This is a genomic window from Bradyrhizobium sp. 25ACV, assembly GCF_054863005.1.
Genome location: NZ_JAVAYO010000012.1, coordinates 1 through 21,002 on the forward strand (window position 1 = coordinate 1; position 21,002 = coordinate 21,002).

General features: G+C 63.5%; 25 protein-coding genes and 2 pseudogenes. 12 read left to right on the forward strand and 15 right to left on the reverse strand.

What is annotated here, in order from left to right:
• A pseudogene (locus tag RAD04_RS25425) lies at window positions 1-276 on the reverse strand (hypothetical protein); the annotation flags it as partial.
• 135 nt (window positions 277-411) lie between these two features.
• On the opposite strand from RAD04_RS25425, the pseudogene RAD04_RS25430 reads away from it, so the two are divergent.
• Window positions 412-630: pseudogene (locus RAD04_RS25430) on the forward strand (transposase domain-containing protein); the annotation flags it as partial.
• A complete protein-coding gene (locus RAD04_RS25435; protein ID WP_461625956.1) occupies window positions 537-1,337 on the forward strand; it encodes a LysE family translocator in 801 nt (266 codons plus the stop codon). The pseudogene RAD04_RS25430 and the gene RAD04_RS25435, both read left to right, overlap by 94 nt.
• A gap of 497 nt (window positions 1,338-1,834) precedes the next feature.
• Here RAD04_RS25435 and RAD04_RS25440 read toward each other — a convergent pair whose 3' ends face one another.
• The 3 genes from RAD04_RS25440 to RAD04_RS25450 form a co-directional block, all read right to left on the reverse strand.
• Entirely contained in the window at window positions 1,835-2,251 is a 417-nt protein-coding gene (locus RAD04_RS25440) for a hypothetical protein (protein WP_461625957.1), read from the reverse strand.
• Window positions 2,252-2,973: 722 nt separating this feature from the next.
• Complete coding sequence (locus RAD04_RS25445; protein WP_461625958.1) at window positions 2,974-3,237, reverse strand: hypothetical protein; 264 nt, start codon at window positions 3,235-3,237, stop codon at window positions 2,974-2,976.
• Window positions 3,238-3,436: 199 nt separating this feature from the next.
• Entirely contained in the window at window positions 3,437-4,921 is a 1,485-nt protein-coding gene (locus RAD04_RS25450) for an aldehyde dehydrogenase family protein (RefSeq protein WP_461626149.1), read from the reverse strand.
• A gap of 113 nt (window positions 4,922-5,034) precedes the next feature.
• Here RAD04_RS25450 and RAD04_RS25455 point away from each other — a divergent pair, with 113 nt between their 5' ends.
• Both RAD04_RS25455 and RAD04_RS25460 read left to right on the forward strand, forming a co-directional pair.
• Window positions 5,035-6,117: a substrate-binding domain-containing protein gene (locus RAD04_RS25455; RefSeq protein ID WP_461625959.1), complete on the forward strand. Its 1,083-nt coding sequence runs from the start codon at window positions 5,035-5,037 to the stop codon at window positions 6,115-6,117.
• A 77-nt stretch (window positions 6,118-6,194) separates the two neighbouring features.
• The gene (locus RAD04_RS25460; RefSeq protein ID WP_461625960.1) at window positions 6,195-6,569 is read left to right on the forward strand and encodes a winged helix-turn-helix domain-containing protein; all 375 of its coding nucleotides are present in this window, start codon (window positions 6,195-6,197) and stop codon (window positions 6,567-6,569) included.
• A 1-nt stretch (window position 6,570) separates the two neighbouring features.
• Here RAD04_RS25460 and RAD04_RS25465 read toward each other — a convergent pair whose 3' ends face one another.
• Window positions 6,571-6,948, reverse strand: coding sequence for a hypothetical protein (locus RAD04_RS25465; RefSeq protein WP_461625961.1), 378 nt, complete (start codon window positions 6,946-6,948; stop codon window positions 6,571-6,573).
• Window positions 6,949-7,130: 182 nt separating this feature from the next.
• On the opposite strand from RAD04_RS25465, the gene RAD04_RS25470 reads away from it, so the two are divergent.
• Together RAD04_RS25470 and RAD04_RS25475 are read left to right on the forward strand one after the other, a co-directional pair.
• Window positions 7,131-8,540 carry an aldehyde dehydrogenase family protein gene (locus tag RAD04_RS25470; RefSeq protein ID WP_461625962.1) on the forward strand — a complete coding sequence of 470 codons (1,410 nt, stop codon included), beginning with the start codon at window positions 7,131-7,133 and terminating at the stop codon, window positions 8,538-8,540.
• 63 nt (window positions 8,541-8,603) lie between these two features.
• The gene (locus tag RAD04_RS25475; protein WP_461625963.1) at window positions 8,604-9,158 is read left to right on the forward strand and encodes a DUF2478 domain-containing protein; all 555 of its coding nucleotides are present in this window, start codon (window positions 8,604-8,606) and stop codon (window positions 9,156-9,158) included.
• A gap of 2 nt (window positions 9,159-9,160) precedes the next feature.
• Here the strand turns inward: RAD04_RS25475 and RAD04_RS25480 are convergent, their stop codons facing one another.
• From RAD04_RS25480 to RAD04_RS25505, 6 genes are all read right to left on the reverse strand, one after another.
• Complete coding sequence (locus RAD04_RS25480; protein ID WP_461618415.1) at window positions 9,161-9,367, reverse strand: TOBE domain-containing protein; 207 nt, start codon at window positions 9,365-9,367, stop codon at window positions 9,161-9,163.
• A gap of 175 nt (window positions 9,368-9,542) precedes the next feature.
• Window positions 9,543-10,124, reverse strand: a complete 582-nt coding sequence (locus RAD04_RS25485; protein WP_461625964.1) for a TIGR00645 family protein — start codon at window positions 10,122-10,124, stop codon at window positions 9,543-9,545.
• A gap of 33 nt (window positions 10,125-10,157) precedes the next feature.
• Window positions 10,158-10,793 (reverse strand): TerC family protein, encoded by a 636-nt coding sequence (locus RAD04_RS25490; RefSeq protein ID WP_461625965.1) that lies wholly within the window; start codon window positions 10,791-10,793, stop codon window positions 10,158-10,160.
• Complete coding sequence (locus RAD04_RS25495; protein ID WP_461625966.1) at window positions 10,790-11,152, reverse strand: hypothetical protein; 363 nt, start codon at window positions 11,150-11,152, stop codon at window positions 10,790-10,792. Before RAD04_RS25495 ends, RAD04_RS25490 begins: the two co-directional genes overlap by 4 nt.
• A 2-nt stretch (window positions 11,153-11,154) precedes the next feature.
• Window positions 11,155-11,628: a tellurite resistance TerB family protein gene (locus RAD04_RS25500; RefSeq protein WP_461625967.1), complete on the reverse strand. Its 474-nt coding sequence runs from the start codon at window positions 11,626-11,628 to the stop codon at window positions 11,155-11,157.
• 428 nt (window positions 11,629-12,056) lie between these two features.
• The gene (locus RAD04_RS25505) at window positions 12,057-12,437 is read right to left on the reverse strand and encodes a nuclear transport factor 2 family protein (protein ID WP_461625968.1); all 381 of its coding nucleotides are present in this window, start codon (window positions 12,435-12,437) and stop codon (window positions 12,057-12,059) included.
• A 140-nt stretch (window positions 12,438-12,577) separates the two neighbouring features.
• Between RAD04_RS25505 and RAD04_RS25510 the strand changes: the two genes are divergently transcribed.
• From RAD04_RS25510 to RAD04_RS25520, 3 genes are all read left to right on the forward strand, one after another.
• Window positions 12,578-13,405, forward strand: coding sequence for a class II glutamine amidotransferase (locus RAD04_RS25510; protein WP_461625969.1), 828 nt, complete (start codon window positions 12,578-12,580; stop codon window positions 13,403-13,405).
• Between the two features lie 17 nt (window positions 13,406-13,422).
• Window positions 13,423-14,652, forward strand: a complete 1,230-nt coding sequence (locus tag RAD04_RS25515; RefSeq protein WP_461625970.1) for a carboxylate-amine ligase — start codon at window positions 13,423-13,425, stop codon at window positions 14,650-14,652.
• A 62-nt stretch (window positions 14,653-14,714) separates the two neighbouring features.
• Entirely contained in the window at window positions 14,715-14,900 is a 186-nt protein-coding gene (locus tag RAD04_RS25520; RefSeq protein ID WP_461618421.1) for a hypothetical protein, read from the forward strand.
• 13 nt (window positions 14,901-14,913) lie between these two features.
• Here RAD04_RS25520 and RAD04_RS25525 read toward each other — a convergent pair whose 3' ends face one another.
• Window positions 14,914-15,222, reverse strand: coding sequence for a hypothetical protein (locus tag RAD04_RS25525; RefSeq protein ID WP_461625971.1), 309 nt, complete (start codon window positions 15,220-15,222; stop codon window positions 14,914-14,916).
• Window positions 15,223-15,597: 375 nt separating this feature from the next.
• On the opposite strand from RAD04_RS25525, the gene RAD04_RS25530 reads away from it, so the two are divergent.
• Window positions 15,598-16,737 carry a hypothetical protein gene (locus RAD04_RS25530; protein ID WP_461625972.1) on the forward strand — a complete coding sequence of 380 codons (1,140 nt, stop codon included), beginning with the start codon at window positions 15,598-15,600 and terminating at the stop codon, window positions 16,735-16,737.
• 8 nt (window positions 16,738-16,745) lie between these two features.
• Here RAD04_RS25530 and gor read toward each other — a convergent pair whose 3' ends face one another.
• The 3 genes from gor to rpiA are packed head-to-tail and all read right to left on the reverse strand — an operon-like array spanning window position 16,746 to window position 19,451.
• Window positions 16,746-18,134, reverse strand: coding sequence for a glutathione-disulfide reductase (gor, locus tag RAD04_RS25535; protein ID WP_461625973.1), 1,389 nt, complete (start codon window positions 18,132-18,134; stop codon window positions 16,746-16,748).
• Window positions 18,135-18,180: 46 nt separating this feature from the next.
• On the reverse strand, window positions 18,181-18,723 hold the full coding sequence (locus RAD04_RS25540; RefSeq protein WP_091953978.1) for a DUF2059 domain-containing protein: 543 nt from the start codon (window positions 18,721-18,723) through the stop codon (window positions 18,181-18,183).
• A gap of 2 nt (window positions 18,724-18,725) precedes the next feature.
• Window positions 18,726-19,451 (reverse strand): ribose-5-phosphate isomerase RpiA, encoded by a 726-nt coding sequence (gene rpiA, locus RAD04_RS25545; protein WP_461625974.1) that lies wholly within the window; start codon window positions 19,449-19,451, stop codon window positions 18,726-18,728.
• Between the two features lie 169 nt (window positions 19,452-19,620).
• Between rpiA and RAD04_RS25550 the strand changes: the two genes are divergently transcribed.
• Both RAD04_RS25550 and RAD04_RS25555 read left to right on the forward strand, forming a co-directional pair.
• Complete coding sequence (locus RAD04_RS25550; protein WP_461625975.1) at window positions 19,621-20,295, forward strand: HAD family hydrolase; 675 nt, start codon at window positions 19,621-19,623, stop codon at window positions 20,293-20,295.
• 230 nt (window positions 20,296-20,525) lie between these two features.
• Window positions 20,526-20,945, forward strand: a complete 420-nt coding sequence (locus RAD04_RS25555; RefSeq protein ID WP_461625976.1) for a hypothetical protein — start codon at window positions 20,526-20,528, stop codon at window positions 20,943-20,945.
• Window positions 20,946-21,002: the final 57 nt, after the last annotated feature.

Here is a 21,002-nt window from a genome sequence, read left to right on the forward strand (position 1 = left end):
GCCGATGTGACCCACGTCCACCGCCGCCCGGCCCGCGTTCGTGACGATCGCGATACGCCCCTCTTCGTTGGGCCGGGATGCAGCGACACATACGCGATTTCCGAATTTCGGTAAAGTGGAATATTTTTGATGATGTGGGTTGCCCCACCGCTGGCATGTTTTGCCCGTCGGCCCACACCAGGTCTTGTAGAGATCCTGCCGGCGGCGGCTCGGGTTTTCCGTGGAGGCGCGATTCCCGACGCGCTGCCGCGTCTTCATCGACGCGAAAGCGGCCAAGCATGAGGCCGCGGGGCTGCCGGCATGCGCCTTGAATCAGGGCGTGTACCCATAAATGTCGGCTCACCGCGTAAAGCGGAAGTCGACCACCTTGAGCGTGATCTGCAGCTTGTGACCCAACCTGGACATGGCTGCGCCGCAGCCATGTCCGGCTCGATCGTCACGGCGAAAATGAACGGCATCGACCCGCAGGCGTGGCTGGCCGATGTCCTTGCCCACATCGCCACTCATCCGGCCCATCGGCTTGACGAGCTTCTGCCTTGGAACTCGAAGCCAGCGACAGCACCAATCTCCGCTCAAGCGGCATGGGAGCGGCGCGTTCCACAAAGGTTATCGTGGCAAAGCCTATCGTAGGCATGCAAAATGCGAAATCTTACGAGTCTCGGCGCAGCCCGTGGCTCTGCGGCACCGAGGCAGACATAGGAATAATCGATATGGAGCACTTGCCGGAGGTCGGACTTGCCTTTGGTGCCTTTGCACTTGGTATGTTTAGTCCTGGTCCCAACATCCTTTCTGTCATCGGCACTTCAATGGCAGTCAGCCGCAGGGCAGGCGTCGCTTTGGCGACAGGTATCTCGGCCGGGTCGTTTCTCTGGGCGTCCATGACAGCAATCGGTTTGACGGCGCTGATCGCCGCATATGCCTCAGTGTTGACCGTCATCAAGATTGTCGGGGGACTCTACCTTCTCTGGCTGGCGTACAAAGCATTCTGCTCAGCGGCCTCTGCGAAGCCGATACCGGACCCGCCACAGTTAGCGGCACGGAGCCTCATCGCATTTTTTCTTCGCGGTCTTATCATCCAGATGACAAACCCGAAGGCCGCCCTGACATGGATCGCGATCATGTCGCTTGGTCTCTCCCATTCTGCGCCGGCGTCAACAGCGCTAACTATCGTGGTCGGTACGACGATCCTGTCGGTTATAGGGCATGTCGCCTATGCTCTAGCCTTCTCCACCGAGCGTGTGATCATCTTGTACCGTCGCGCTCGCAGGGGAATCGACGCTGCATTGGGTGTCTTCTTCACAATAGCTGGAGTGAAGTTGCTCACGAGCAGAACCTGAATTTTTGTAGAGACTGTCTTTGGCCGTTCCCACCGAATAAGCGAGAGTCCAACGCACCCAAGCTGCGGCCTTCAACCGGAGGGGCATACATGTGCACCGGGACAAGTAGCCCTTGGTGTCCGGTGAGGCTGCCGCCTCACCGGACCGATGAAGCTTCGACCGCTTTAGTTGAATGTTTGCAGCCTCAATTTGAGCGCGCCGTCGGCTTGGCGTTCGAATACGTGCATCGCCAAGCCACCCAACGGAGATGGCTTGCCCTCCTTGTCCTTACGTCAGCCACGTTGACAAATGGGAGAGAGCGACGGCGCATATAATGCCTGGGCCGGAAATCCTTGCGCTTATCACCGGAGTAATTCGCCTTTTGGCCCGAAGGCGAGGTTCGGGCGGCGTCCTCCGTTGTCGGCTCGTGGGGGTAGACCGGAAGCACCGGCCGACCTTCCAAGCGGCGCTAATGGGCTCATGGCGGACTTAAGGATGCTATGTTTGCCAAGGGAAGATTATCCCTCCGGTCCGGGAATGAAGCAGCGCCACAAAGGAGTCATTCTTCCATCGGCATAGGATGGCCACCACCAAACCATCGCCCTGCCGCTGAGGTTCTGCCGGTTGAGCACGACAGAGTTTGGCACGTCAAACCATTGACCGCGTTCGCTTGGCCGCTGCGGATTTTTCAGAAGGACTCTATAGCCATTCTTTGCCGTATCCCACTCGGCCTCCGCATATTGGCCGTCCCCTCCATCACAGCACGGCTCACCTGCTTTGTTCTTGAGACTTTTGAACCAAGCGTTCAGTTCTGGTCGCATCAGGTCATGTGAATGGGCTGTGTTGATGCCGAAAGATGTGACCGCACACAATCCCAACGTGCGCGCTACCATCAACCGATAAAGATGCACCTGGCGTCCATTGGAACTGGTCATGGAAACCTCCGTTTCCCTGCCCACGAGCGTGGGTCATCGGAACCGCGCGAAGGTTCAACGTGCCGGTCACTTCATCGGCAGGGCTTTACTTTTTCGCGTGACGCGGGGTCAATTTCGCCTCTTGGCCCGACTGAGAAATCCTCACGGCCGAAATCGTTGTCTGCCATCTGCGGTAGTGCAGACCAGATTTGCTCTGAGCGGGACTTTCGGCCTTTGACCCGTAGCCGTCTTGCACGATGCGACGCAGCAATTGCCGCCTCAGCGGGTGCGACGACCATCGATGCGTGATACGCTGCGTCACCTCGTCCTCAAGCTGCGATGAGGATCCGATGAAGCGGCGGGAGTTCATAGCGGCTACTGCGGCACTGCTCGTTTCGCGAAGGCGCTCGTGGGCGCAGGGAGCTCGCCGTCGACTTGGCTTTCTTGCCATAGGTGATGGGAGCGGGCGGGCCCTAAACCAAGCCGAGCGTGTGTTCGTTGATACGCTGCGAAGTCTCGGCTGGGTGGAGGGAAAAATCTGGTGATCGAGTATCGCTTTTCCCAACCCCTGGATCGACTACCAGCCTCCGTCGCCGACTTGGTTGCACTCAATCCGGATGTCCTCGTTGCTCCGGCATGAGTCCGCAGATGTCCCATCTGCGACCTCGGAGGCCATCCGCTCCTCGGCCGATGCTGCCGGTAAGCCGGGCGTCAGGCGGACAGCCGATTAGCGAGGCCAGGCCTTAACGGATGATCGTCGTCAGCGACGAATAACGCTTGTTCGGCTTTGCATCGCTCGGCGCAAACCGCGCGAACGCGTCGCTGACGCGGACCGCCGGCGGTGTGTCGCTCGCAAAGCGAAATTCCTTCGGCCGCGGCGCATAGAAGTTGGCGCGGTAATAGGCGTCGTCGAAGCGCATTTCGCCGACCCCGAACAATGCATCGCAAACGACCAGGAGCGCGTAGACTCCCGCGACCGCTGCAACGATCTCCCTTAGAATTGACATGCCGATAGCCCTGCCCTTTTGCCGGCAGGATGCAGGTCGGTTCCAAAGGTCTGGTTTAAGGCACCACGCTTCTTGTCCGCAGGGTTTGCCGCGGCTGAGCGGATTGCAGACAATTTTATCGATCTCAAAAAGAGCCCGCCGGATCGGACGATCAGGCGGGCTCAGGATTGGCCGCTCGGGAGGTTATCGGACGGCCAAATCAGATGGCTAAGTTCATCCACACGGCCTTGGGCTCGGTGAAATTGTCGAATGCGGCGGTACCGTGCTCGCGGCCGAGGCCGGAGTCGCGCTCGCCGCCCCAGGGCAGACGCACGTCGGTATAGCCATAGGTGTTCATCCAGACCGTGCCGGCGCGCGCCCGCTTGGCGAAGCGCTGCAACTTGCCGAGGTCGCGGCTCCAGACGCCGGCGGCGAGGCTATAGGCCGTGCCATTGGCGATACGAAGCGCATCGGCTTCGTCCCTGAACTTGATGACGCTCACGACAGGCCCAAAGATCTCCTCCTGCGAGATGCGCATCTCGTGGGCGACATCGGCGAACACGGTCGGGGTGACGAAATAACCGCGCTCCCCGACCCGTGTCCCGCCGGTGACGAGCCTCGCCCCCTCCTTCTGGCCGATGTCGACATAATCGAGGATCGATTTCATCTGCTTCTCGGAGATGACAGGACCGAGTGCCGTCTTGCGATCGAGCGGATCGCCGATCCGGATCGACTTCGCGCGCGCCGCGAGCCGCTCGACGACTTCGTCATAGGCCTTTTCCTGCACCAACACGCGAGAGCCGGCCGAGCAGACCTGGCCCGCATTGAAGAAGATGCCGGAGGCCGCAGCCTTGCTGGCGGCTTCGAGATCGGCGTCGTCGAAAATCACGTTGGCCGACTTGCCGCCGAGCTCGAGCGAGACGCGCTTGAAGTTGCCGGCCGCGCCCTTCATGATTCCGCGCCCCACGCCGGGCGAGCCGGTGAACGTGACCTTGTCGACATCAGGGTGATTGACCAGCGCGTCGCCGACGACGCGGCCGGGTCCCGTCACCACGTTGAACACGCCCGCCGGCAGGCCGGCTTCGAGCGCGAGCTCGGCGATACGCAGCGCCGACAGCGAGGTCAGCTCGGCCGGCTTCATGACGATGGTGCAGCCGCAGGCGAGCGCCGGCGCGAGCTTCCACATCCCGATCATCAGCGGGAAATTCCACGGCACGATCGCCGCGACCACGCCGACCGGCTCGCGCACGGTATAGGTCAGCGCGTCCTCGCGCACCGGCACGACGTCGCCACTGATCTTGTCGGCCCAGCCGGCGTAGTAGACCAGCGTGTCGACGGCGGCCGGAAAGTCCTGGCGCGTGGTCGCGGCGATCGGCTTGCCGGCATCGATCGACTCCAGCTCAATGATCTCCTCGGCGTTGCGCTTGAGCAGATCCGCCCAGCGCAGCAGGATCTGGCCGCGCTCGGAGGCGCGCATGGTGCGCCACGGGCCTTCGAACGCGCGGCGGGCGGCGGCCACGGCAAGCTCAACGTCGGCCTCGCCCCCCTCGGCGATGGTAGCGATCACCTGCCCGGTGGCAGGATTGAGGGACTTGAAGGTGCGGCCGGAGCTGGCGGGGACGCGGCGGCCGTCGATGAGCAGATGCTGCGGCCGCGCCATGAACTCGCTGGCCGGCGAATGCGCAAAGTCATATGCAACAGACATCATATTTCCTCCTGATCTGGTATGCCAGACTAGGCAGCTATTGGCTGTAGTAAATATGATATGGTTTGCAAATGGGCTCCCCATATATGAAGCCAAGTTCATAAGGACAACAGATGCTTCAGATCGAGATCGAGGCCGTCTGGCGGTTTCGCCGGGAGGGCAGCCCGCGCACCGCCGTCATCATGCTCGGCGTCCTCAACGAGATCCGGAAGACCGGAAAGATCACCAGCGCCGCCAGCGATGCGCACCTCTCCTACCGGCACGTCTGGAATCTGATCGAGCAATGGTCGGAGTTCTTCGGCACCCCGCTGGTCGAAACCCAGCGCGGCAAGGGCTCGAAGCTCACGCCGTTCGGCGAGCGCCTGGTGTGGGCCGGCGAGCGCATGCAGGCGCGGCTCGGGCCGCAGCTCGAAAACCTCGCACAAGAACTCGCCAGCGAGATCAAGCCGTTCCTCGAACAGCGCCCGTCCGTGATCCGCGTCCACGCCAGCCACGGCTTTGCGGTGGCCAAGCTGCGCGAATTCCTCGACCGCGAACCCGGCATCGGCGTCGACCTCCGCTATGTCAGCAACCAGCATTCGCTGGTCTCGCTCGCGCAAGGCGCCTGCGACCTCTCCGGTCTGCATCTGCCGCACGGCGCGCTGCGCGCGCAAGGCATCAAGGCCGCGCGCGAATGGCTCGATCCGCGCGAGGATCGCATCATCAGCTTCGTCACCCGCGAGATGGGCCTGATGGTCGCGCGCGGCAATCCGCAGCGCATCGCATCGCTCGATGATCTCAGCAGGCCAAACGTCCGCTTCGTCAACCGCGACCATGATTCCGGCACGCGCCTCTTGTTCGATCAGTTGCTCGCAGCTCACGGCATCGACGAGAGCAGGATCAACGGCGCGCAGCAGATCGAGTTCACCCATGCCGCGGTCGCGGCCTATGTCGCGAGCGGCATGGCGGATGCGAGCTTCGGTGTCGAAGCCGCCGCCCGGCATTTCGGCCTCGACTTCATCCGCATCCTCACCGAGGACTATTTCTTCGTCTGCAAGCGCGCCTTCCTCGAGACGGGGCCGATGCAGCGCATCCTCGAAATCATCCGCAGCGCCGATTTCCGCGCCGCCATCGCCACCCTGCCCGGTTACGTGCCGTCGGACACTGGCACCGTGACCGGCGTGAAAGCGTTTCTGGAGATGCACGCCGTGCGGTGATGGCCGCATGGCGCGGCCGCCTTGTCCGCGACGGGCAAGAGTGGCAATGTTGCGAAGCAGAATCCGAGAGACTCGTCATGTCGCGCGCGAGCGCCAAATCGCTGCCCCAGCTGAGCCTTCGCATCGACCTCGACGGCGAGGATCGGATCGGGCCCGGCAAGATCGAGCTTCTGGAGCAGATCCGCGAGCACGGCTCGATCTCGGCGGCCGGGCGCGCGATGGATATGTCCTACAAGCGGGCATGGGATCTCGTCGACGAGATCAACCGCATCTGCGGACATCCCGTCGTGGAGCCGCAGGCCGGTGGCAAGGGCGGCGGCGGCGCGATGCTGACGCCGTTCGGCGAAAAACTCGTCGCGCGCTACCGCAAGATCGAGCGCGACGCAGCGCGCGCCGTGCACAAGGAGCTGGAAGCGCTAAAGAGCGACATCGGCCGCTCCCGAAAGTCGTGACCTAGTTCGGCCGCACCGTCATTTCGGGCATCGATTGGGTCAGGGCTTCGCCCAGAAGACCCTGCTCGGCTTTCGGGATCGAGAACCGCACCTTGAAGCCGTTCTCGGTCTGCAGCGTGATGATGCGCTGGGATGTGTCTGTCGACTGCTCGATCGCCCAGGACGCCAGCGGATAGGCGTAGCGCAGGCTCTGGTCGCCATAGCGCGCCTTCAGCGCCGCCTCGAGCAGGCCCGGAAGCGTCATGATCAGCGCGCCGACCTGGTTGAGCGAGACACTGACGGCGGCGGAGCTGCCCGTCATATCCTCGAACCCCAGCGAGATCGCACCGCCGTCGGCCGCGACCTCGCAGGTCGTGAGCTGCCTCACCTTGATTTCCATCGCCGATCCCGGGCCTCGCACCTCGCTATATCCATCACGATATATCGATAAGTCCACCCGCGTCCAGCTCGCTTTTCTGGAATTGATCGAATCCGCTGCCATGGCCGACCCGAGGAAGGCGTGATATATAATTCGATATAACGAGGCCCGAACGGCCCGTTCTGCAAGGGAGCGCAAAGCCTATGAGTGACTTCAATCTTCTGATCGACGGCAAGATGGTGCCCGGCGACATGACGATGCCGGTTCTTAATCCCGCGACCGAAGAGGTGCTGGCGCAGTGCCCGCGTGCCTCCAAGTCCCAGCTCGACACGGCCGTGGCCGCCGCGAAGGCCGCCTTCCCGACCTGGGCCGCGACGCCGATGGAGGATCGCCGCAAGGTCGTGATCGGGATGGCCGACGTCATCGAGGCCAATGCGGGCGAACTGGCACGCCTGCTCACGTCAGAACAGGGCAAGCCGCTGGCGGATGCGACCGGCGAAGTGCTCGGCATGGCCGCCTTCTTCCGCTATCTCGGCTCGCTCGAATTGCCGATGAAGGTGATCGAGAATTCCGGCGACCGCAAGGTCGAAGCCTATCGCCGCCCGCTCGGCGTCGTCGGCGCCATCATCCCCTGGAACTACCCGCTCCTGATTCTCGCCTTCAAGCTTCCCTCCGCCCTGCTCGCCGGCAACACGCTGGTGGTCAAACCGGCGCCGACCACGCCGCTGGCGACCCTGCGCTTTGCCGAGCTGATCAAGGACGTCGTGCCGAAGGGCGTGCTCAACTTCATCACCGACGCCAACGATCTCGGCGGCGAGATGACCAAGCATCCTGATATTCGCAAAATCTCCTTCACCGGCTCCACGGCCACCGGACAGAAGGTGATGGCGAGCGCGGCGCAGACCCTCAAGCGCATCACGCTGGAACTCGGCGGCAACGATGCCGGTATCGTGCTCGACGACGTCGATCCGAAGAAGGTCGCGCCCGGCATCTTCGAAGGCGCATTCCAGAACTCCGGCCAGGTCTGCCTCGCCATCAAGCGGCTCTATGTCCATGAGTCCGTCTATGACGAGCTTTGCAACGAGCTGGTTGCGATCGCCAAGAACACGGTGGTCGACGACGGCTCCAAGCAGGGCACCAAGCTCGGGCCGCTCCAGAACAAGATGCAGTACGAGAAAGTGAAGGCGTTCCTCGAGGATGCGCACAAGAACGGCAAGGTGGTTGCCGGCGGCGCCGCAATGGACCGTCCCGGCTATTTCATCGAGCCGACCATCGTGCGCGACATCCAGGAAGGCTCGAAGCTGGTCGACGAGGAGCAGTTCGGGCCCGTGCTCCCGTTGATCAAGTATTCCGACAAGGACGATGTGATCCGCCGCGCCAATGCCACCACCTACGGCCTCGGCGCCTCGGTCTGGTCATCCGACATCAAGCGTGCGCACGAGGTGGCAACGCAGCTCGAGTCCGGCACAGTGTGGATCAACAAGCATCTCGACATGGCCCCGCACATCCCGTTCGGCGGCGCCAAGCAGTCGGGCATCGGCACCGAATTCGCCGAGGAAGGCCTCGCCGAATTCACCCAGCTTCAGATCATCAACGGACCGCCGGCGGCCTGATCCGAAAGCCGGGGCCGCGGCGACCGTCGCGGCCCCATCCACTATTGAAGACGGAGGCGGACCATGTTCGATGCGCAATGCGACCTCGCCGCCCTCGTCTACGAGCCGCATCAGGATCCGGACACGGTTTTGCGGAACTTCGCCAGCGATCTGCATGCGCGCGGCGTTCGCGTGGTCGGCATGATGCAGGCGGGACAGTGCGCCGACTCGAGCCTATCGGCAATTCTGCTTCACAGCGGAGAAACACTGCTCCTGGCGCAGGATTTCGATTCTGCCGCCCGAGGCTGCCGACTCGATCTGGCGCGGCTCCAGAATGCCGGCGAGCGAATCGCGGACGCGCTCTCTCTTGGCGCCGATCTCGTCATCATCAACCGCTTCGGGAAGCGGGAGCGCGAGGGCAAGGGACTTGCCCATCTCGTCGACAAAGCGCTCGATGCCGATATCCCGGTGCTGATCGCGGTTGGGAGCGATCGGTTCGATCAATGGATCAAGTTCGCCGGCGGCATGAGCGTGAAGCTCTATTGCGCCCGTGCCCCACTCGATGCCTGGTGGCGAAGCGTGACAGCGCCGCGTGCGGATCAGACAATGCCGCACGCGACGATCTGTGAGTTCAAGTAGGCCTACTTGCCGATCATCACGTCGGACGCCTTCACCACGGCATGCACGCTATCGCCGACCTTGAGGCCGAGATCGTCCACCGCCTCGTTGGTGATCGACGATGTCATCGTCACGCCCGAGGCGAGCTCGATCTTAACGTGAGCGGTCGTGGCGCCCTTGTTGATCGCGACGACCTTGCCCGGAAGCTGGTTGCGAGCGCTCAGTTTCATCTCAAAATCCTCTCTTCGACGGCAATTCGAACACTGCATCGCCGCGCACGGCTCAGTGTAGGATTACGACCGAAAGTCACCGAAGTCCGTCCGGCTGATCACCATGATTCGCCGTGACGTCAGATAGCTGCCCTTGGCCTCGGCCGTCAACCGGCCAAGAGCTAGCCGCGCGAGCTCAGCCGTGGCCGGCCTCCCTGCGATGGCCGTTGTCGCTGAGGCGGTCGACCCAGGCGATGCCGATCGCCGAGACGATGAAGGTCATGTGGATCAGCACCTGCCACATCACGCCGGTCTCGGTGAAATTGCTGCGCGTGGTGCCGAGATTGCCGGCCTCGATGAAGGTCCGGAGCAACGAGATCGAGGAGATGCCGATGATCGCCATCGCGAGCTTGATCTTGAGCACGCTGGCGTTGACATGGCTGAGCCATTCCGGCTCGTCGGGATGACCGGTCAGGTTCAGGCGGGACACGAAGGTCTCGTAGCCACCGACGATCACCATGATCAGAAGGTTCGAGATCATGACGACGTCGATCAGGCCGAGCACGACCAGCATGATCTGCTGCTCGCTGGCATCGAACGAGTGCGCGACCAGATGCCAGAGCTCCTTCAGGAACAGCAGTACATAGACGGCCTGCGCGACGATCAGGCCGACATAGAGCGGTACTTGCAGCCAACGCGAGCCAAAGATGAGCTGCGCGAACAGGCCTAGGCGCGGCGGCGCGGCTTGCGCCGAGGGCGCTTTGGGTTCGGACGTCATGAATTACTCCGGATTGCGGAAAGAGGTGTCGCCTCAGAGACTCGCGATGACAGGCGCGAGCTCGAGCGAGCCCCGATAGATCATCTCGAAGGCGACGTAAATGATGATGGCAAGGCCGACATAGGCGACCCAGCGATGCTTCTGGAGCACGCGGCCAAGCAGATCGGCGGCAACGCCCATCATCGCGACCGACAGCAACAGCCCGAAGACGAGAATGTAGGGATGCTCGCGCGCGGCGCCGGCGACCGCGAGCACGTTGTCCAGCGACATCGAGACGTCGGCGGCGACGATCTGCACCGCAGCCTGACCGAAGGTCTTTCGCTGCACGGTCGCACCATCCGCACCGCCGCCATGGCTGAACGCCAGATGCCTCGCATGCGCCTGCTCGCGCAGCTCGCGCCACATCTTCCAGCAAACCCAGAGCAGCAGCACGCCGCCGGCAAGCAACAGGCCGATGACCTGCAGCAACTGGGTCGCGACGCCGGCGAAGACGATGCGCAGTACCGTGGCGGCGGCGATACCGACGATGATGGCGCGGCGGCGCTGTTCGGCCGGAAGTCCCGCTGCGGCGAGGCCGATGACGACGGCATTGTCGCCGGCGAGAACGAGGTCGATCAGGACGACTTGAAGGAGGGCAGTGAGCGCTTCGGGTGTGATGAATTCAATCATGTTTGATCATTTTTTGGCGCAGACGGATCGAGCCAATGCGGCTTCTTGCGCTCGACCCAATCCAGGACCTTCGAACGTGAGGAGCGCAACGCAGGCACGTCCTCGGCAAGCAGCGCGAGACCGAGCGGCAGCATCCAGACGCCGAGGATCGGAAGGAAGGAAAGCACGCCGCCCACGATGAGGAGCGCGCCCGATGGAATTCTGACCCAGCGGCTCGACGGCTTGAGCAGATAGGTGACCGTGTCACCCATACGGGGCGGCAGCCGATCGACGAGCTTTTCGAGGCGCGGGTCGCCGCCGGCCATTTCGCTGGCGGGACTTGCGGCTTCACTCGTACGCTCGTGCGATGCTGCGTTCATGCTCACTCCTCTATGGCCGTCTGCCGTTCGGTGCGCCCTTGACCCGACGTGACCGGCTTCGCGCGCGGCAGCACCAGCGTCAACAAGCGCAACAATTTGATCGCCTGCACTTCATGGGGATGGACGTCCTCATCCGCCGCAGCCACGCGCTCCGACAGCTCAATCAAATGGGACGACAGCGGCAAGTTCGAAACCGGTCGCAGCGTGTCGATCACGACATTGGCAAAATCCGGTTCCTCGAGCCGTTCGGCGAGTTCATCGAACATCGCATAGAGCCGTTCGTCCGAAATGTGCGGCGCCAGCTTGCGATCCTTGATGAAACGGATCACTTCGTCGCGCTCGACCGGCGAAACCCGCCGGTCGGCAACCGCGACCAGCGCGCCCACGATCACCAGCGCGACCGCGGCCTGCTCGTTCAGGCTGGACGGTTCCGTGATCTCGATTTCGATCGGATTTGAATGCTTGGCGTCAGTCATCGTTGCTCCTCAATGTTGCGAAATGACCGCACGGAGCTGCGATGGGGGACGAATGGTCGGAGAGAACGTACAGAGGCCCGACGATCGGCCGATCCATCGCATTCGCGCGGGACAGGTCATCCGACATCACGAGGTTTGCCGACATCGTCGGCGTCCTCGCCAGAGGGGCCCGGATTCTTGTTCGTGTCAGACATAAAGGTGGGTCCGTCGGAATCAAGACGAGATGACTGCGACCAGCCGCCGCATCGGTTCCGTGATTGTGTCCGGGAGTTAAAGCGCTTCAGGCGCTATTGCGCAGAGCACGGGAACCAGGAGGCAACGAAACTTCGTTGGATAGGCCCCGGCCCCGCAGCGCACCGCCGAAGCGCGCCGCGCCGCTTCCGGGGGCAAGAGACCACCATCTCGGCGCAACTGCATCAACGCGCGTGTCACCCCACCGGCTCCACCAGATGCGCACGGGATGGCGCGGGATCGAACCGGTCGCCGAAATATTGCGTCTCGTGCGTCACCAGCCCGTCATGGAATTCCATGATGCTCACGACATATGACGGCACCCCGTCATAGCTCAGCACGAATTCACTGACCCAGAAATCGCCGCCGCCAACGATCCGCCGAACCGTGAAGCGCTTCTGGTTCGGCTGCACGAACCTGCTCTCCTGAATGTTCCTGCGACCGCGGATGCGCTCGCCCGACTGCGGATAGTCGAGCACTGCATCCTCGCGATAGATATCGTGCTCGACCTCGAAATCATTGGCGTCCGAGGCGTCCCAATGTCGCTGAAGCGCGGCCAATACGGCTTGATCGTTCATCGCGGTCTCCAATTTCGAAGTGCCGCATCGTAACACTGAAGCCGCCTCTGGTCCTGATCGCTGCTTGGCGCGGGGAACCACGAGGCCGGCACGTCGGTTAGTGCAACTCACGACCCATCCGCCGCCTCACAGGAACACTCATGTGCCGCTGGATCGCATACCGAGGCGAGACCACCTCGTTTGAGCCTTACGTCACCGAGCCCGAACATTCGCTGGTCGCGCAAAGCATCCGCTCGCTGCAATCCACGGCGGGCTCGAACGGTGACGGCTTTGGTCTCGGCTGGTACGGCGAGCATCCGGAGCCCGGCCTTTATCGCGAAACGCGCCCGGCGTGGTCGGACGAAAACCTGCGCTATCTCTGCCGGCATCTGCGCTCGCATTTGTTCTTTGCCCATGTGCGCGCCGCCACCGGCACGGCGGTAACGCGGCAGAACTGCCATCCCTTTGCCTGCGGCCACTGGATGTTCATGCACAACGGATTCGTCGGGAGCTGGAATCGGCTGCGGCGCAAGGTCGAGGCGCTGATCCCCGATGCTTATTATCCGTCGCGGCTGGGCACGACCGACTCGGAGGCCGTGTTCCTGGCAATGATGGGCGCCGGGCTCGACAGCGATCCGCTGCAAGCGACGCGGCGCGTGCTGCACGCCCTCGTCGGCCTCGTCAATGAAGGCCAGCTGCGCGAACGGCTGCGCTTCACCAGTGCGATCGCCAACGGCCGGGATCTCTATGCGTTTCGCGTTGCGGTCAACGACGCCGCGAACACGCTCTACTACCGGGAGGACGGCGGCCAGGTCATCGTCGTGTCCGAGCCCTTCGACAAGGAATCCGACTGGACCGAAGTGCCGCCGAATCACGCGCTGATCGCCCGCGCGTCCGAAAACGTGAAGATTGTTCCATTCGACGCGACAATTTGCAGGTGCGCCGACACGGAACCCGCCCCGACCAGAAGGATTAGTGCCCGCAGGTGACCTTTGCCGGGTGGGATATGGCATTTGCTTCAGACGTTTTGAAACTGCTTCGCCTCGATTCCTCGGGTGACAAGCAGAATCTCGTGATTCGCTCCGCTGGCGGCGGCGGCAAGGCGGCTGAATATTCCTTCGGCATCGAGGAGGAGTACTTCCTGGCCGATCGCCGCAGCTTCGAGGTCGCCATCCAGACTCCGAACGAGCTCTTCGAGTCGGCGAACTGGTCGACCGGCGGCCAGGCCATGCGCGAGATGCTGCAATCCCAGCTCGAGGTCGCCACCAACGTCCACGTCGACGTCAACGACGCCCGCGAAGAGCTTCGCTTCCTGCGGCGCGAAGTCGCGAACGTCGCCGCGCAATATGGTTTCGTGATCATGGCCTGCGGCACGCACCCGACCGCGGTCTGGCGCATGTCGCAGCCGAGCCCGAAACCGCGGTATGAGGAGATGATCGAGGATCTCCGCAGCATCGGCCATCGCAACATGATGTGCGGCATGCATGTGCACGTCCAGCTGCCCGATCCCGAGAAGCGCATGGCGGTGATGCGGGCGATGCTGCCGCATCTGCCGCTGTTCATCGCGCTGTCCGCGTCCTCCCCGTTCTGGAATTCGCACAAGACCGGACTGAAGGGCTACCGGCTTGCCGCCTATTCCGAGCTGCCGCGCACCGGCCTGCCCGAACTGTTCGAGAGCCGGCAGGACTACGACGATTATGTCGGCGCGTTGCAGCGCTCCGGGGTGATTCCCGACGAGAGCCACATCTGGTGGGCGATGCGCCCGTCAATGCGGCACCCGACCCTCGAGCTTCGGGCGCCCGACACCTGCACCTTCGTCGACGATGCCGTCGCCATCGCCTCGCTCTATCGCTGCCTGACGCGCCACCTCTATCTGCGACCGGATCTGTCCAAAGGGGTCACCGCGGTCGAACGCGCAATTGCGGTGGAGAACAAATGGCGCGCCCAGCGCTACGGCACCGATTGCATCTTCGCCTCCAGAGACGGGCCGGTCACGATCTCGGAGATGCTCTCCCGAATCATCGACGACACCGCCGGGGACGCCGACGCGCTCGGCTGCGCCGCCGAGATCGAGCATTGCCGCACCATTGTGGACCGCGGCAGCTCGGCCGAATTCCAGCTTCGCGCCTATCGCGAAAACGGCGACGACATCGCAGCCGTGTCACGATGGATCGCTACATCGACGATTACGGGGACGAGCGCGCCCATCGGGCGCAGTGCGCCAGCGCCGTCATAGCGCCCGCGCAAGCTTCCCGGACGAGAACGTCATTCTGAATTGCTACGCCGTGGGGGGAATGCATGACTGACATCGCCTGGTGCGCCGGTTGCGGCCACAGCCTGGTCCCGATCCTGTCCGAGAACGGCCGCGCGCGGCCAAGCTGCTTCTGGTGCGAGGGCGTCGACGCCCAGGCCATGGAGATGGCAAAGTGGGCTGACAGCCCGGCCGGCAAGCCGGATCGGGCCGCGCCTCACGCTTTTGATTGAGCCGGCCTCCGCGTCAAACCCGCGCCACCACGCGCGGACGGAACACGGAATCGACGGTCGGGGAAAGAGCCGCGACCGGCTTTCGCGTCGGCCGGCGCCGCGGGATGAAGAAATTGTTCACGAGGATCGGCTCGTCATCGCCGAGCGCGATCCGCTCCTTCACGAGCAGGCTCATGACCGAGCGCATCTTGATGACTTCCTGCGCCACGAAGCTGCAATCCTCGTCACGATTGATCTGCTCATGCATGATCGCTTCCGCTTCGCGCATGCTGACGCGGAGCGCTCTGATGGTTCTGCGAATTTCGTTGATACGGCTGTCCATGGCGGCCTCCATCTCGGTCGCACCATTAGAACAAAACGTGAACAATCTGTCAATCGCCACCCGGCCCGGTTGCGACGTTTTCGCTAAATCCCGAAGGCGCCATCGGACCGATCCGGCACCGCCACCGCTGCACGCGCACTCGCGCCTGCCGACAAATTAGACAGGTCCCCTCGCTACGCCGCAAGCGCGCGTCCCTGGTACGCGTCCGACCATCAGAACAAGCCGTAGATCTAACCCTCCGTGCAACCACCGGATTTTTCCCGAACGGGCACGCCGGCATCGCGGCGCCAGGCCGGCTTGCTGCTTCGCAAACCAACTGGCCCAAAATTCGCAATGACGGTGCAAGCGAAGCAACGGCGCAGAGCGGAGAACGTCATGAACGTGCATGCTGCGGGCGATCTCAAGACGACCGGCCTCACCCATCCGAATGGCGCGCCGCTCCGCCTCAACACGCAGGACTTCGTCGCAATCGATCGCGACCGGAACGCGAAGTTCGAGGCAACGTATCGCCCGCAAGCGCTCTACAATCGCGCCAACGAAGGCTTTCACGCCAACAACGAAACCTTCCTGCTCCACGAAGTCGCGACCAATCTGCCGATCTACCGTCCCGACACCGGTCCCACCGACTTCCATCTGCATCTGCCACCCGGCGGCTTTCAGCTCGTGCTGGTCACCTCGGGGGCTTTCACCTTCGACTATGACGGGCGCTTCTACAATGTCGGCCCGGGCGCGGTGATGCTGCAAAGCGCGATCGTGCATCGCCAACTGTTCTACACCTGGTCGGGCCTTTCGACCGAAGAGAATTTGAAGACGCCGCAGACGGTGGTGCCGGATCCGGTCTCGATGGGCTATTCGGGCAAATTCCTCGAAGCCTTCATCACCGATCCCACCACCTTTCCGAATCCCACCATCGTCGGTCCCGATCAGATCAACGAAGCCGAAACGCCGCGCGTGGCCTGGAGCCATCCGCTGCACGATCGCCCGGCCAATGCCGGCTTCTGGCTTCAGGATCCCCTCGCGCTGGATGCACTGTTCAAGCCGCTTGCGGACAGCTCGATCAAATCGGCGTGGCCCGTTTACGTGCGCGATATCGGCATCGAGGCACCGAGCGGTCAGCTCGTCACCGGCCACATCATCGCAACCGATCCGCGCGGCCGGTCGCTTCTGCCGAAGAGTCCGTCGGCATCCGCGGACGCCGCCTCGTTCGCCAAGGGCGAGGTCGTGATCTATCGCGTCATTCGCGGCACGGCCGAATTCAAGAAAAAGGCGGGCGAGACCTTCGAGCTCGCGGCTGGCGACGTCGTGACCGCAGGCAAGAGCTCGATCAGCCTCATTGCGGTCGGCGAGAACACGCAGGTGCTCCGGCTCGGCCTTCTCAGGGGTATCGACGACCTTCGCGGCTGGACGCCGACGCAGCGCGACGAGATCGACGGTCTCGCCGGCCAGATCATCACGCAGAAAGACATTCGTCCGCTGCGCACCGAAGGCCGGCCGGTCGGATATCTCTACGCTTAGGAGACGCCCTACTCCGCGGCCTGGCGCACGTGGCGCGCGGTCGGGGTGCGCATGGTGACGAGCTCTTCCGCCGCGGTCGGATGCAGCGCGATGGTCGCGTCGAAATCGGCCTTGGTCGCCTTCATCTTCACCGCGATCGCGACGGCTTGCGTGATCTCGGCGGCGGCATCGCCGACGATGTGGCAGCCGAGCACGCGGTCGGTCGCACCGTCGACCACGAGCTTCATCAGCACGCGGGTGTCGCGGCCGGACATCGTCGCCTTGATCGGGCGGAACGAGGTCTTGAAGATGTCGACGTGACTGAATTGCGCGCGCGCCTCGGTCTCGGTGAGACCAACGGTGCCGACCTCCGGCTGCGAGAACACCGCGGTCGGGATATTGGCGTGGTCGACCTTCACCTCGCGCTTGCCGAACACGGTGTCGGCGAAGGCGTGGCCTTCGCGGATCGCGACCGGCGTCAGGTTGAAGCGATGGGTGACGTCGCCGATCGCATAGATGCTGTCGACCGAGCTCCTGGAGAAATGGTCGACCGCGATGCCGCCATTCGCAGGATTAATGGCAACGCCGGCGTTCTCGAGCCCGAGATTGGCCACCGCCGGATGGCGGCCGATGGCGAACATCACCTGCTCCGAGGCGATGCTCGATCCGTTCGACAGATGCGTGGTGAATTCATCGCCGTGGCGATCGACCTTGCTCACCGTGCAGCCGGTGAGAATGGTGATGCCCTGCTTCTCCATCTCGGCACGAACATGGGTGCGAACATCCTCGTCAAAACCGCGGAGGATGTTGTCGCCGCGATAGATCACGGTGACGTCGGAGCCGAAGCCGGCGAAGATGCCGGCGAATTCCAGCGCGATGTAGCCGCCGCCCTGGATCACGATCCGCTTCGGCAGCTTCTTCAGGTGGAACGCTTCGTTGGAGGAGATCACGTGCTCGATGCCGGGAATCGACGCGCCGTGGTTGGGCGCGCCGCCGGTAGCGATCAGGATGTATCTTGCGGTGATCTTGCGGTCGTTTTCGAGCAGGCGGACGGTGTGCTTGTCCTCGATCACCGCCCGGCTCTTGACGATCTGCGCGCCTGACTTCTCGACATTGGCGGTGTAGGCCGCCTCCAGCCGCGCGATCTCCTTGTCCTTGTTGGCGATCAGCGTCGGCCAGTCGAAGTTGGCGGGCGGAACGGTCCAGCCGTAACCTGCGGCGTCCTCGAGCTCGTGGCGAAAATGCGAGCCGATCACGAACAGCTTCTTCGGCACGCAGCCGCGGATCACGCAGGTCCCGCCCATGCGGTACTCTTCCGCGATCGTCACGCGGGCGCCGTAGCCCGCCGCGATGCGGGCGGCACGCACGCCGCCCGAGCCGCCACCGATGACGAAGAGGTCGACGTCGAATTCAGCCATTGTCCACTCCGCCCCCTGTCAGGAATCCCTGATCAGATAGTGTCTGTCAGATCTCCTTGCCACGCTTGCGCATCTCGGCGCGGAAGGCTCCCATCACGGTCTCGGCGAAGTTCTGGGCCCAGGAGTTCATGAAGGCCATGGACAGGCCGATGGCGCGCGGCTCGGCATCGATCAGCTTCTTGCCCAGCGGCGACTTGTAGAAGGTGACGAGATCCTTCAGCTCCTGCTCGGTGAACTCGCTGGCATAGATCTGCGCCATGCCTTCGCCGATCTCGTTTTGGCGACCTTGCAGCTGCTGGGCGACGATCGGGGCGACCTCGTTGAGATCCTTCTGGTAGTTGAGGTTCTGCTGGGTCAGCGCGATCTTGGTCTTCTCGACGAGACCGGGCACGGCGCCCGCGTACATCGCGGTGGCGTTCTTGATCTGCAGGATCTCCCTGGCCGCCGCGATCGCCGCAGGCGAGGCTTTGGGCTGGGCGGGTGCGGCGCCAGCCTTGGGCGCGGCCTGCTGCGCGGCGGCCGGGACGACCGAGAGGGCCAGTCCCACAGCGAGGGTCGCAGCCGGCAAAAATTTCAAAACGCACTTCATTCCTAGTCTCCTTTCGGCTTACGCCGTTCAATCACGCGAATTCCCTCGCCGCCCGCCAGAACAGCCGAGCTGGCCAAGCCGATGAACAACCCATGCTCGACCACGCCGGGGATCGCGCTCAACGCGCTGGCGAGGCCGGCAGGATCCCCGATGTGTCCGAGCTGGGCATCGACGATCCAGTGGCCGCCGTCGGTGACGAAAACGTGGCCGTCCTTGTCCCCGCCCTTGGCCTTGCGGACCGCCATTTGCCCGGAAACGCCGCATTCGGCAAATGCCTTCTCGATCGCCCGGCGCGTTGCGCCAAGGCCGAACGGGATGACCTCGATCGGCAGCGGAAATTTGCCGAGCGTGGGCACCCATTTGGTGTCATCTGCAATCACGATCATGCGATCCGAGGCCGCTGCCACGATCTTCTCGCGCAGCAGCGCGCCGCCGCCGCCCTTGATCAGGTTGAGCGCGGGATCGATTTCGTCGGCGCCGTCGATGGTGATGTCGAGATGGTCGATCTCGTCGAGCGTGGTCAGCGGCACGCCGCACCGCATCGCATCGAGGCGAGTCGCCTCGGAGGTCGGCACGCCGATCACCTTGAGCCCGGCAGCGACGCGCTCGCCGAGCAGCTCGACGAAATGCTTGGCGGTCGAGCCGGTGCCGAGCCCGAGCTGCATGCCGTCCCGCACCTCCTCGAGCGCGCGCGCCGCGGCCTGTCGCTTCAACTGGTCCATATTCACGTTTGCGCCCGCCTCTGAAGTCTCGAATGTGTCGCCGATCGTGGCCGCTTTCGGCGGCCTATGTAGCCTCGTTTTCCGCCGGAGAACAGGGTCTGGGGAACCAGGCTATAAGCTGATCTTATGGCGCCGCCCCTTGCACTGACCTGACCGGGCCGGTAGCGCTTGGACCATGACCTCCCCTCACACCATCGTCTTCGATCTCGACGGCACGCTTGTGGATACGGCGCCCGACCTGATCACCGCGCTGAACCACGTGCTCGACCGCGAAGGGCTGCCGCCCGTGCCGATGGCCTCGGCCCGCAACATGATCGGCGCCGGCGCCCGCAAGCTGATCGAGCGGGGACTGGAGGCCGAGGGTCGCACCGTCACGCCCGCCGACATGGACCGGATGACCGCGGATTTCATCGCCTATTACGCCGATCATATCGCGGTCGAATCCCGGCCCTTCGAGGGGCTCGAGGCCGCGCTGGACCATTTTTCCGCGCAAGGCCATCGCCTCGCCGTCTGCACCAACAAGCTGGAATGGCTGTCGAAGCGGCTGCTGGACGAGCTCGACCTCAGTCGCCGCTTCGCGGCGATCTGCGGCGCGGACACCTTTGGCGTCCAGAAGCCCGACCCGACCATCTTTCGTGAAACGGTGGCGCGCGCCGGCGGAGCGGTCAAAGCCAGCATCATGGTCGGCGATGCCGGAACCGATGTCGGGGTGGCCCGCCGGGCCGGAGTGCCGGTGATCGGGGTCAGTTTTGGCTATACCGACGTGCCGATCGCCGACCTGAAGCCGGACCGGCTGATCCATCACATGCGTGACCTGCCAGCCGCCGCCAGCAGCCTAATGACGGCATGACCTCATCAAGATACTGATATCGCTTCGGTATTCCGCGAGACCCCGCGCTAACCATCCACTAACTATGCGCAGCGCGCCGGTTGCCTGCCCCAGACGACGCTCCTAAGGTCCGCGCGGGGTTATGTGGCGGTTTGTCGCAGTTCAAGTGGATGGGTCATGCGTCGTGTCATCGCGGTTGCGTTAGCCGGAGCGAGTCCATTGGGAGCGGCAAGTCTTGGGGCTGCTCCTCGATGTCCTGGGACATGTTCAAATCGGCCCCGCCGACCGTCCAGGTCCGAATCGAATCCAACCCGCCAGGTGCCGACGCCACGACCTCGCTCGGGCCGGGCTGCAAGACACCCTGCTCCGTCTCGGTTCCCGCACCCGAGGCCCCGTTTACGGTCGCTTTCGCGCTGCCCAAGTACCAGCCGGCGAGCGTCCCGGTGAACGTGATCAAGAATCCCGGGGATTTCACCACCCCGGCCTCGGTGGCCACCGACCCGAATCCGGTGTTTGCGGAACTCCAGCCGGCCACTCCGCCGAAACCGATCCGCAAGCCGCACCGGCCCAGGAAGCCCAAACCGGCCGCCACCGCGCCTGCCGCGGCACCGACTGAGGCCGCAACGGCCGCGGGCTCACCGTTCCCCGATCCGAATGCCGGCAGGCGATGATCTACGTATACCACCCGATTGTCCTCGTCGCTTCCAATGCTTAGATTGGGTCCCAAG